Source organism: Serratia sp. szju (genome assembly GCF_044594185.1).
Classification (GTDB): domain Bacteria; phylum Pseudomonadota; class Gammaproteobacteria; order Enterobacterales; family Enterobacteriaceae; genus Serratia; species Serratia bockelmannii.
Window position 1 is genome coordinate 4,788,251 of record NZ_CP172576.1, and the last position, 12,147, is coordinate 4,800,397.

Below are 12,147 nucleotides of genomic sequence, written 5' to 3' on the forward strand. Positions count from 1 at the left end.
AAGCGGCGTATTAGTCGTAATAAAGACGGAAATCGATCGCCGCGCGGTAAGCGCCGGCGCTCAGCGTCGCCGGGGTGCGCACCGGCGTCACCGTATACGTCAGGGTGTTTTGCCCCGGCGTCAGCAAGATCGGTTTGTTGCGCGCGCCGAGGCGGACCGGCAGGCCGCTGGCATCCGCCAACTGCAACCCCAATCCGGTGACGCCGGCCACCCTGACCAGACCCGGCGCGTCGTCATCCGTCGGCGCGGAAAACGCGACGGACACCGCAGGCTGGCTGCCGCTCCAGGCCAGAACCCCGGTCCAGGCGTCGCGATTGCTCGCCGGCGCCCGCAGACAGTCTTTCAGCGTCAGCTCGAAGGCGACCGGCGTGCCGCGATCGCCCGGACGCTGGAAGTGCGCCGTTCCGGTCTCCCCCAGCCAAACCTCCTGACGAGCGGTGGTCATTTCCAGGCTGCAGGCGCTTTCCGTTAACGCGCCGTAGACGTGGAGCGTGCCATTCGCGCCCTCCACGTCCCAGTTGTCCACCGCGCGGGCCGGCGGCATCAGCATCAGCATCGTGCCTGCCGTCAGCGGTACCATCAGCGCGGCCAACACCGTCAGGCCGATAGTGCGTCGCTGATGACGTTCATAGGCCTTTCCCAACAGCATGGGGATCTTTCGTTGCATGATTCGTTCACTCCGCTGTGTTCACTCTGTCTTCCCTGCTTGCGCGCGGATCGTCATTTGGCGACCGGTACGACCTGGCAGGCATTGCCGGCGCAGCGGAAGTTCAACTGCGGCCGACCACCGTAATCGTTGATGTACGCCAGCGACGGGCCGCTACCGAGGCTCGCGGCGGAGACGTTCAGCGGGGCGCTGGCCTTCGGCGCCACCATCAACGGTTCAAAGCCGGCGGCCCCTTTCCCGCCCTTGCCGGCGCTCGCCTCAACGATCGTCACGTAATAAGGGGTCGGGTTGTTCACCACGTACTTGTCGCCCTGCCGGGTCAGCGTCAGCTGCTCCTGCCACGGTGCGGCGTTCTTTTTCGGGGCGAGCGCCGCCGGGCGATAAAACATTTTGATGCGCGTCTGCAACGCTATCTGCAGCGTGTTCGGCTTATTGCTGCGCGGCGGGATCTCGCGCAGATTGAAGTAATACAGCGTCTCCCTGTCCTGCGGCAGCTGACGTGCTGCCGGCAGCGACTGGATCTTCACCTGGCTCGGTTTGCCCGGCTCCACCCGCTGCACCGGCGGCAGCACGGTAAAAGGGTTTTGGATTTTGTTGCCGCGATCGTCTTCGATCCATCCCTGCGCCAGATAAGGTAACTGTTTGTTCTGGTTACTGATGTTGAGACTGACCGTTTTCAGGTCGCCGTCGAAAATCACACGCGTGCGATCCAGCGCAATGGCCGCATGAGCGGGCAGGCTGACCGCGCCGATCGCCAACGCGGCGACGAGCGGGCTCACAAGGAAAACGGTCTTTCTGGTCATAGTCAGATTCATCATGTCTTCACGGTTCCAGTCGGCCGGAAGCGGGCGAGCCCGCCCCGGCGGTTTAGCGGCGGAGCGCACTCCGCCGGGTGTATGTCAGTTGGCGTTCTCCGCCGGCTTGTTACCGGTGAGAGGACGGCAAGGCAGCAGCAACGTGTTCATCAGCATTTCGGCCGGCAACGGCGCCGGCAGCTGGATTTCACACTGCGCCGCGCCGTTCCAGTGCACGCTCATGCGCTCGCCGGGGTTGAGGCCGGACAGGTAAACGCTGCCGCCGTCATTGATGATGCCGGTCTCCTGCTTACGGGCATTCAGCACCGTGGCGCCGAACGGCGGCTCGCTGCCGTCCGCCAGCTTGACGATCGCCATCGCCTTCTCGCCGGCAATCACTTCAAACTTGCGGTAGCCGATAGCCCCCTCGGTCAACGTGGCCTGCACCACCGAACGCGTCGCCTCGACGTTGTCGCTTAGGCTGTTGAGATCGATGCTGGCCTTATTGCGGTAGTAGCTGTTCACATCCGCCACCACCGCCTTGCCGTAACGGTTGGTCAGCACCGTACTGCCATAGCCACGTACCGGTACACCGGCGACGCCTTCGGTATCGAGCAGCAAGCGCGTGCCGCCCGGCGTATTGACGCGGTGCAGCACCGCTCCTTCCGCCGCCATCGTCAGGCCGCCCTGCGCGCCGATGCCGACGGCGCTGTACCGGCCGGCCTGGTAGCTGGCGTTGGCATTGATCTGCGCCATATCGCCCTGATGGCTGTAATACCCGCTGGCCGTCGCCCCACTGCGCGCGGCGCCTGCGCTGATCTGATAGTTGTTGTGTTCATCAACCCGGTTGTAGTACCCGACCCGATGGGCGTTCTCTTCGCGATCGAGCGTCATGTTGTAACTGAGCGTCCCGGCGCTGCCCCAGGGCAGCGACAGCGACAGGTACATCCCGTCGTCGTTGCGCTCGTTGTAACGGTTGCGATAGGCCGACAGCGAAACGCTGACGTTCTTGAAATCGCCGATATCGAAGTAGCGCGATACCATCAGGTTGTAACGATCGTTCGGCGCCCGATCCCAGTAGGTTTGGTGGCTGTAGTTGAGATAGGTGCTGAGCCCCAGATCGCGGAACTGTTTGTTGAAGGTGATGGTGTACATCTCCTTGCTCTTGCCGCTGCGTCCCCCTTCGTAACGCGCATCGAGGTAGTCCCCCATGCTCATAAAATCTTCCTGGGAGAAGCGGTAACCGGCAAAGGTGACCTGGCTGTCGTATTCATCGAAGTTCTTCGAATAGCTCAGCCGGTACGAACCGCCGGTCAGCGTGCCATCCTGCGGCAAACGCGCACGCGACTGCGTGGCATCGAACGACAGCGCCCCCAGCGCCATCAGATCGCGCCCGATCCCCAGCGACAGCGCGTTATAATCGCCGCCGGCGATGCCCCCACCGTACAACGACCAGCCGTTGCTGATCCCCCAGGAGAACTCGCCGGTGCCAAACATCGGCCCGCGCAGATGGTGCCCCCACTCCGACGGTTTGCCCGTCGCCAGCTTGTAACGCACCGTACCCGGGCGCGTCAGATAAGGGATGTTGGCGGTGTTCATCTTGAACTCCTGCACGCTGCCGTCCTGCTCTTCGACGCGCACGTCCAGCTCGCCGGAAACGGCGTCATTGATGTCCTGAATGCGGAACGGCCCCGCCGCCACCTGCGTTTCATACAGCACGCGTCCCTGCTGGCTGACCACCACCTTAGCGTTGGTTTTCGCCACGCCGGTCACTTCCGGCGCATAGCCGCGCAGGTTGGGCGGCAACATGCTGTCGTCGGATCGCAGACTGACACCGGTAAAGCGCAGACTGTCGAAAATGTCGGAGTTCAGGTAATCCTCACCCATCGTCAACCGCGAACGCAGCGCCGGGATCGCCCGGTAGGCGTAATAGCGGCTCCAGTCGAACTGTTTATCGGTAGGCTGAGAAGAACCGGTCTGATGGTTGAGGTTGGCCTGCCAGTCGGCGCGCAGACGCCAGGCGCCCAGGTTGGCGCCGCCGGTGCCGTTGCCGCTCAGGCTGTAACTGCTGCCGCCTTTCTGGTGTTTTTGCGTTTGGGCGTTAACGTTATAGTCAAACAGCAGCCCAGGAATACCGTCATCCCAGCGCGAAGGCGGGTCCCAGTTTTCCGAGCTGTATTCCAGATAGGCCTGAGGAATGTTGAGATACAACGAGGAGCTGGCAAGATCGCCGCGGGCTTCCATCCCCGCCAGACTCGAGGCGTCAAGGCAACGGCCGCCGTGCGTCCAGTTCAGCGTGCTTAACAGTTTTTCTTTCAGCCCCAGTTGGTTGACCAATTCCGGCGAAAGACAGGCTTCGCTGCCTTTAGGATCGTTCTCAGGTGCCAAAAACGTCACCGGCTGTTCCGGCAGGTCGTTCTTATTGACGTGCACCACCATGGTATAAACGCCCGGCATGATGTAGCCGCTGCGCGTAAATTGGCTCAGATCGATATTTTTACGATCGTTGATGTCTAATACGTCAGTATTGAATTGAATAACGTCGGCGGCATAGACCAACGCGATCGGATTTCCCAGAGAAAGGGCAACACAGAGCCCCAAAGCTTGAAGACGAAATAACTTCCCTGCCGGTGAAAGCATAATAAAAGTCCTTTCAATAACGAATTAACCGTCAGTACGAGAAAAAATCAAAAATAATCCAGCTTAAAACGCACTGTGGAAAAATACGCTCCCGCCTTCAACGGCTGATGATTCGGCATCAACGTCATGGAATAATTCAGCACTCTATTTCCCGGTATTATTCCTTCCATCGGTAAGGGTTTCCCTGGAATAACCGGCGTGCCGTTGCTGTCTTTTATCTTCAATGCGACGCCGCGCGCCTCGCCCTGTACGCCAAACAGAGCGCCTTCCGCATAACCATCAAACGTGACCTGAAAGAATTTCCAATCAGGTTTGTTTTCCGGCCGTTCCAAAATGCAGTTGACCAATTCAATACTGAAAGGTTTGGTCATCCCCTGGCCGTCACGAATGATCTGCCCGAGAGGAAGAGTGTCCATATCGATCGTCTGATCGCGGCTGCCGGCGGCAATGGCGCAGGCGGTGTCGATAATGGCGCCGTGCATGTTGACTTTGCCCCACCCCTGCGCGGCGGAAGTTGCATAGCCGGGCGCAAACGCCAACGACGCCAAAAGAACGGCACCCGCTCGATTCCTTGGTAAAAACATCGCGACATTCCTTTGACAGGGAGATTCACCAGGCATGTGGCGAGCCCCATGCCTGGTTGATTAAGCCTTCGGACTCACTTACTGATAAGCCAGGGTGAAATCGGCTACGGCGGTGAAGTCGCCCGGAACGATGGCGGCGGAAGCGCCTTCGCCCTGCAGGTAGGCGGCGAAATGCAGGGTGTTGTTGCCGGTGTTCAGAGTCTGCGCGGTAGTCGCTTCACCCAGTTTGATCGGCTGGCCGTTGTAAGAGATAGCTACGCCGGCGCCGCTGGCGGTGCCCGCGATGCCCAGCAGATCCTTATCGGTAGACGATGCTACGCCGCTAAAGGTGGTTTTAACGGTTTTCAGGGTGGTGATGTCGCACTGCTCCAGCTTGATTTCAAACGGACGCGGGTTGGATTTGCCGCCGTTTTTCAACGCCACGTTGGACACCTGGCCCAGATCTACGGTCTGATCGATCGACTCAGGCGCAATAGAGCATGGCGCATCAATAATAGAGCCCGTGAAGGTGACCTTACCGTGTCCCTGATCGGCTGCCTGTGCAAAAGAACTTGCGCCAAATGCAATCACTGCAGCCATCATGATTTTGTTAAGTTTCATAGAACCTATATTCCTTATAAGAAAAAATGCATATTCCAATCAAGAAAAAGAGCCACAGAAAACCTGCTCGCGCTTATATGTGCGCAGCCCTAATTCTTTAGCATCTTGCTAGTTGGTTAACTGCCAAACCCCAAAGGCACCGACAATAAAAAAGTCGATAACGGCAAGTCTGCAGCGGCCCGCCCATTAATGAATTCGCCCTATAAAAATAAACGAAATCACAACGAGCAGGGGCCAATACTTTCTAATCCGCCCTTCTTGTTCGGCGATGAATATTCTGGCAAATGCCTCTCAGCAAAAAAAGGCTTTTTTTGATCAAGGCGAACATTCGCAATTTATTTCCTAATTGAAGTTAATTTACTGTTATTTTTAGGCTCATAGATCGTAAAAAATACTTTTATAGAGCAATATCCTGTTTTTGCGAGATTCACAAGTAATCAGATCGCAAAGTGGCGCTTTGTGAATATAATAAACCAAAATTTTAGGTTTCTGCGTGACGCCACCCCTGCCTGAACATAGGTAAAAACGGGGCGGGCAACGCCTTTTTTTTCAATCCTGATAAATAGATAGGAATTTTCTTTGTTCGCGTTTTACCTCGTTGTTGGTAGGCGGCGAATGTTTGTTTTTTCTTAGGAATACGGCAATCGGAATACAGAGGAAGTGCTATGGAAGCGTTATCTCCGAAACAAAAGGAAATACGGCAATTGCAGCACGATCTGCTGCAAACATTATTCGCGCAATCGCCCCGTCAATGTCCCGTCGCCGGGCCGCCGCCACAGCAGCAGTGGCTCTCGACGCGGCAACTGGCCAATGCCGTCAACGTCGGTGTTTACCGGGCTCGACGGCTGTTATTGGATCTTGTCGCCCGACAAGAAGTGATTGTGACGGACGGCTCCATCAACAACTCGTTGAGGTGGTATCCCACCGCGTTGCTGGACGGTGGTGATAACAACGGCATACCCAACAAAGATGCATCTCACTCTCCTTTAACGGAATAAATAGGGCCAGCCGGCCTGATTGGCAATATTTCATTGCGGAGTAACGCCGCACACCATTTATATATATCGGGATATTATCGTGAGAAAAACAGCCCTGCTATTTTTACGTTGCTGCCTGGCACTCTCTTTCTTCCTGCTGCTTGGCAACGCCAACGCATTTACCTGCCGCACGTCCGATGGCGGACTGATTCCACCCGGGGGCTCGACCACGCCGGTTGACGTCCGGGTTCGCATCGGGCCGCAGCTTTCTTATGGCAAAAACGAAATCGTCAACGTCAGCCAGGTCACCTGTAAAAACGACGTCGCGAGCTGGTATGACTATCTCAAAACCGACAGTCCGGCGCTGTCGATGAACAGTGCGATTTTTGGCGCCATCGGCAGCGGTACCACCATCAACGGCAGCGACTATAACTCCCCGGTGCCTGCCGGCATCAGCGTACTCAGCCTCACCGGCTTGCAGACCCAGTCTGTCGCCATCCGGGTCTATATCGTGTTGAACCGTTTCCCAACGCCGGACATCAAGGTGAACAAGGGCGACGTCATCGGCCAAATCAACTTTATTCAGACCAACGATCAGCCGGGTTGTCCGCAGTGCGGCGTTTATCGCTGGCGCCTGATCGCCGACAACGACGCCTACTTCGTCACCACCAGTTGCACCATTAACAACGGCCAGCAGATTAATGTCGATTTTGGTCAGATCCGCCAGGACTTTCTGACTCAAAGCGCCAGCGATGCCCAGATCAAACAGGACAAAGCGCTCAGCTACCAGTGCGACGATCAGAGTGCGACGCAGGATATTCTGATCCGCATGGTCAGCGACGCCAGCGGCTTCTCCAGCGATTTTATCAAGACCACCAATCCTAACGTCGGCGTGGCGATGGTGTATAACGGCGCGGTGGTGAAACCCAACAATGCCTTCAGAACACGCATCGTCAACGGCCTAGGTAACGATACCGTGACCTTTGTGCCGGTGAAGAACAATGTCCCTTACACCAGCATCGCCACCGGTCCGCTGTCGGGCTCGGCCACGCTGATCTTCAGCGCACCTTGAGACGGGAGCCAGAATGAACATGACGATAAAAACGGGCTGCGCCCTGCTGTTGGCGCTGGAATTGATTAGCTCGGCCGCTCAGGCCGCCGATCAGGGCACCAAAGTCAACATCACCGCCACCGTAGTGGCGCCTCCGCCTTGCGTGATCAACGACGGGCGCACCATCGATATCGACTTCGGCAAGGTCGGCATCAAGCGCATCGACGGCAACCGCTATATGCAACGCATCGATTACAGCATCAAATGCGAGTTTCTGGATAACAGCCGCCAGCTGAAAATGAAGATCATGGGCGGCGCGGCGGCCTTCGACGGTAGCGTGTTAACCAGCAGCGTCAATGGATTGGGCATCAAGCTGTTGGCCAACGGTAAGGCCTTCGCCATCAATACGCCGCTGGACATCGACTACGCCAATCCGCCGACGCTTGATGCGGTGCCGGTAAAAAACAGCGCAGTCACCCTGGCGGAAGGCGATTTCACCAGCGGCGCCACCATGCTGGTGGACTACTTTTAATCACCGCGCCGCAGAAACTCGCGAAAAAAAGCCGCAACATCTCCGTTGCGGCTTGGTCGAGGATGGTGCGCCCGGGGCGCTCCTTACATCAGGCTATTCAGCCGAAGATCCCGCCGAACCACTGGCTCAGCTTCATCATCACCATATCCCAGATGCGGCTGAAGAAGTTGCCCTCTTTCACCTCTTGCATCACCACCAGCGGGTGCTGTTCGATGGTTTTGCCGTCCAGCTGGAAATCGATGGTGCCGACCACCTGGTTTTTCGCCAGCGGCGCTTCCAGCGTCGGTTGGGTCAGCTTGTAGCTGGCCTTCAGGTTTTTCATCTGCCCTTTCGGAATGGTGACCGAGGCGTCTTTCGCCACGCCAAGCGGCACTTCGCTGACGTCGCCGAACCACACTTTCTGGGTGACGAACGGTTTATCGGCCTTGATCGGCGTCGCGGTTTCATAGAAGCGGAAGCCCCAGGTCAGCAGCTTTTCGCTTTCGCTAAAGCGCACGCGATCGCTCGGCGCGCCTAAAACCACCGAGATCAGACGCATCGGTCCGTCGGTAGCGGACGCCACCAGGTTGTGGCCGGCGCCGCTGGTGTAACCGGTCTTGATACCGTCGACGTTCAGGTTGCTGCTCCACAGCAGACGGTTGCGGTTAATCTGGCGGATCTTGTTGAAGGTGAACTCTTTCTCTTTATGCAGCGCGTATTCGTCCGGCACGTCGCGGATCAGCGCCTGACTCAACAGCGCCATGTCACGCGCGGTGCTGTACTGCCCTTCCGCATCCAGGCCGTGCACCGTCAGGAAGTGGGTATTCTGCAGGCCCAGGGATTTGGCATAGTTGTTCATCAGGCCAACGAACGAATCCTGGCTGCCCGCCACGTAGTCTGCCAGCGCGATGCTGGCATCGTTACCCGACTGGATCACGATGCCCTTATTCAGTTCCAGCACCGGCACCTGATCGCCCGGCTTGATGAACATCAGCGAAGAGCCGCGCAGCGCCGGGTTACCGGGCGCCCAGGCGTCTTTGCCGACGGTGACCATGTCTTCCGGCTTGATCTTGCCGGCCTTGATCGCCTGGCCGATCACGTAGCTGGACATGATCTTGGTCAGGCTGGCGGGATCGAGACGGGTGTCGGCATTGCCTTCGGTCAGCACCTTGCCGCTGTTGTAATCCATCAGAATGTAGGCCTTGGCGTCTACCTGCGGCGGCGCCGGCGGCTCGGCGGCGCGCACGGCCGGGGCAGCCAGCAACAGGATGCCTACGCTGAAGGTCAGTTTTTTCAGGGAAGTGGATAAGTTTTTTTTCATCATGACGTCGCCAGAGTGTCCATTCAAACCATTGAAATAGCGTTAACTTTCAAACATGTTCACGTTTTAAGCCAACCAGCGAGAGTGGCCCGGTGCGCGCATGCCGGCCGCAACCCCCTGCGGCGCCCATAGCGGGTAACACAACGCACCGAAAATGCCCTTGCTGTGAGTTTATGTGATTTATCTTATTTTTGCAGGGTTTAGCGTGAATTTTCAGCATTTTTACATAACTGTACGCAGCCCCCCACTTATCGTTCAAAAAAGCATCGAGGCGCGCATTTTTACACCCACCCACGGCTAAACGGCCAAGCATCTGCACCGCTAAACATCTGCGCTTCCATACGTCCAAAAAAGATTAATATATTCCATAATGGCATATAGAACCGTTATTTGTTCTTTTTAAAGCGCTTATCCTCAGCGCTATCATCCGCACAACGACTTTTATACCGAATAATCCTGGAGATGAGTCATGGCGATCCCCCATTCCGTCATCGAGATGATTGGCAATACCCCGATGCTGGAACTGACCCAGTTCGATACCGGCCCATGCCGGCTGTTCGTCAAGCTGGAGAACCAAAACCCCGGCGGTTCGATCAAAGACCGCGTCGCGCTGTCGATGATCGAACAGGCCGAGCGCGACGGCAAACTGCAGCCGGGCGGCACCATCATCGAAGCCACCGCCGGCAATACCGGCCTGGGGTTGGCGCTGGTAGCGGCGCTGAAAGGCTATAAGCTGCTGCTGGTGGTGCCGGACAAGATGAGCCGCGAAAAGATCTTCCACCTGCGCGCACTGGGCGTGGAAGTGCTGCTGACCCGTTCGGACGTCGGCAAAGGGCACCCGGCTTACTATCAGGATTACGCCAAACGCCTCGCTGGAGAGATCCCCGGCGCCTTTTATATCGATCAGTTCAACAACCCGGCCAATCCGGCGGCCCATACCACCACCACCGCGCCCGAACTGTGGCAGCAGATGGAGCATGACGTGGACGCTATCGTCGTCGGTGTCGGCTCCGGCGGCACGCTGGGCGGGCTGAGCCACTATTTCGCCGACGTTTCGCCGCAGACGGAATTTGTGCTCGCCGACCCTGCCGGCTCTATCCTGGCGGACTATCTCGACAACGGCCACATCGGCGAAGCGGGCAGTTGGTTAGTTGAGGGCATCGGCGAAGACTTCGTCCCACCGCTCAGCGACTTTGACCAGGTCCGCAACGCTTACCGCATCGGCGACGCGGAGGCCTTCACCACCGCGCGCGATCTGCTGCGCAAGGAAGGCGTGCTGGCGGGATCGTCCACCGGCACCCTGCTGGCCGCCGCTCTGCGTTACTGCCGCGCGCAAACCGAACCCAAGCGGGTCGTGACCTTCGTTTGCGACAGCGGCAACAAATACCTGTCTAAAATGTATAACGACCACTGGATGCTGGAGCAGGGCCTGCTGAGCAAACCGCAGCACGGCGATCTGCGCGATCTGATCGCCTATCGCCACGACGAAGGCGCCGCCGTTTCCGCCGCGCCGGACGACACGCTGGCGATCGTGCACGCCCGCATGCGGCTGTACGACATCTCGCAGCTACCGGTGCTGGAAGGCGATCGGGTGGTCGGATTGATCGATGAGTGGGATCTGCTGAACGCCGTCCAGGCCGACGCCGCCCACTTCAGCCTGCCGGCCGGCAGCGCGATGACCAAGCAGGTCCAGACGCTGCAAAAGGAAGCCGGCTACGAGGAATTACAGGCCACCTTCAACCATGGCCACGTCGCGGTGGTGCTCGACGGCGAGCGCTTCCTCGGCCTGATTACCCGCACAGACGTGCTTAACTCCTGGCGCCAAAAATTACGTTAATAAGGACCCATTATGGCCAAGTTTGATACGTTGACCGTTCACGCCGGTTACACCCCGGACGCGACCGGCGCAGTGATGCCGGCGATTTACGCCACCTCCACCTACGCCCAACCGGCACCGGGCGAGCATACCGGCTACGAATACTCCCGCAGCGCCAACCCGACGCGCACCGCGCTGGAAAGCGCCATCGCCGAACTCGAAGGCGGCAGCCGCGGCTACGCCTTCGCCTCCGGTCTGGCGGCCTGTTCCACGGTGCTGGAGCTGCTCGATAAAGACAGCCACCTGATCGCGGTAGACGACCTGTACGGCGGCACCTATCGCCTGCTGGAAAAAGTGCGCAGCCGCACCGCCGGCCTGCGCGTGACTTACGTGTCGCCGGCGGATCTCGCCGGGCTGGAACAGGCGATCGAACCGGATACCAAAATGATCTGGGTCGAAACGCCGACCAACCCGCTGCTCAAGCTGGCGGATCTGAGCGCCATCGCCGCGATCGCCAAAAAGCATCAGCTCATCAGCGTGGCGGACAACACCTTCGCCTCGCCGTATCTGCAACGTCCGCTGGATCTAGGTTTTGACGTGGTGGTGCACTCCGCCACCAAATACCTCAACGGCCACTCCGACGTGGTGGCGGGCGTCGCGGCGGTGGGGGATAACCCGGCGCTGGCGGAACAGCTCGGCTTCCTGCAAAACGCGGTCGGCGGCATTCTCGATCCGTTCAGCAGCTTCCTGACGCTGCGCGGCATTCGCACCCTGGCCCTGCGCATGCAGCGCCACAGCGACAGCGCGCTGCGCATCGCCCAGTGGCTGGAGAGCCAGCCGCAGGTGGAAAACGTCTACTATCCCGGCCTGCCGAGCCATCCGCAGCATGAGCTGGCGGCACGCCAGATGACGCGCTTCGGCGGCATGATCTCGGTACGGCTGAAAGGCGACGACGCCTATGCGCGTCGGGTCATCCAGCGTTCGCGCCTGTTCACCCTGGCGGAAAGCCTGGGCGGCGTGGAAAGCCTGATTAGCCAGCCGTTCAGCATGACGCACGCCTCCATTCCGCTGGAACAGCGCCTGGCAACCGGCATCACGCCGCAGCTGGTGCGCCTGTCGGTAGGGATTGAGGATGTGGAAGATCTGATCGCCGATCTGCAGCAGGCGCTGGCGGAATAATCGCCTG

11 protein-coding genes are annotated in these 12,147 nt (G+C 58.6%); 5 read left to right on the forward strand and 6 right to left on the reverse strand.

Annotated elements, in window-relative coordinates; genetic code table 11:
* Positions 1-10: 10 nt before the first annotated feature.
* From RE418_RS22685 to RE418_RS22705, 5 genes are all read right to left on the reverse strand, one after another.
* Positions 11-649 (reverse strand): fimbrial protein, encoded by a 639-nt coding sequence (locus tag RE418_RS22685; protein WP_053088499.1) that lies wholly within the window; start codon positions 647-649, stop codon positions 11-13.
* A 71-nt stretch (positions 650-720) separates the two neighbouring features.
* Positions 721-1,485, reverse strand: coding sequence for a fimbria/pilus periplasmic chaperone (locus tag RE418_RS22690; protein WP_089180720.1), 765 nt, complete (start codon positions 1,483-1,485; stop codon positions 721-723).
* 81 nt (positions 1,486-1,566) lie between these two features.
* Positions 1,567-4,101, reverse strand: a complete 2,535-nt coding sequence (locus tag RE418_RS22695; protein ID WP_075201352.1) for an outer membrane usher protein — start codon at positions 4,099-4,101, stop codon at positions 1,567-1,569.
* Positions 4,102-4,148: 47 nt separating this feature from the next.
* On the reverse strand, positions 4,149-4,685 hold the full coding sequence (locus RE418_RS22700) for a fimbrial protein (RefSeq protein ID WP_025302213.1): 537 nt from the start codon (positions 4,683-4,685) through the stop codon (positions 4,149-4,151).
* 78 nt (positions 4,686-4,763) lie between these two features.
* Positions 4,764-5,285, reverse strand: coding sequence for a fimbrial protein (locus RE418_RS22705; RefSeq protein WP_025302212.1), 522 nt, complete (start codon positions 5,283-5,285; stop codon positions 4,764-4,766).
* A 665-nt stretch (positions 5,286-5,950) separates the two neighbouring features.
* Here RE418_RS22705 and RE418_RS22710 point away from each other — a divergent pair.
* From RE418_RS22710 to RE418_RS22720, 3 genes are all read left to right on the forward strand, one after another.
* Entirely contained in the window at positions 5,951-6,283 is a 333-nt protein-coding gene (locus RE418_RS22710) for a hypothetical protein (RefSeq protein WP_025302211.1), read from the forward strand.
* Between the two features lie 232 nt (positions 6,284-6,515).
* The gene (locus RE418_RS22715; protein ID WP_038630232.1) at positions 6,516-7,334 is read left to right on the forward strand and encodes a fimbrial protein; all 819 of its coding nucleotides are present in this window, start codon (positions 6,516-6,518) and stop codon (positions 7,332-7,334) included.
* Between the two features lie 19 nt (positions 7,335-7,353).
* Positions 7,354-7,845 (forward strand): fimbrial protein, encoded by a 492-nt coding sequence (locus RE418_RS22720; protein ID WP_225735588.1) that lies wholly within the window; start codon positions 7,354-7,356, stop codon positions 7,843-7,845.
* Positions 7,846-7,942: 97 nt separating this feature from the next.
* On the opposite strand, the gene RE418_RS22725 is transcribed toward RE418_RS22720, so the two are convergent.
* Positions 7,943-9,148, reverse strand: a complete 1,206-nt coding sequence (locus RE418_RS22725) for a serine hydrolase (RefSeq protein WP_043137823.1) — start codon at positions 9,146-9,148, stop codon at positions 7,943-7,945.
* A 466-nt stretch (positions 9,149-9,614) separates the two neighbouring features.
* Here RE418_RS22725 and RE418_RS22730 point away from each other — a divergent pair, with 466 nt between their 5' ends.
* The gene (locus tag RE418_RS22730; protein WP_089180719.1) at positions 9,615-10,982 is read left to right on the forward strand and encodes a cystathionine beta-synthase; all 1,368 of its coding nucleotides are present in this window, start codon (positions 9,615-9,617) and stop codon (positions 10,980-10,982) included.
* Positions 10,983-10,994: 12 nt separating this feature from the next.
* On the forward strand, positions 10,995-12,140 hold the full coding sequence (locus RE418_RS22735; protein WP_025302206.1) for a PLP-dependent aspartate aminotransferase family protein: 1,146 nt from the start codon (positions 10,995-10,997) through the stop codon (positions 12,138-12,140).
* The last annotated feature ends 7 nt before the right edge of the window (positions 12,141-12,147 follow it).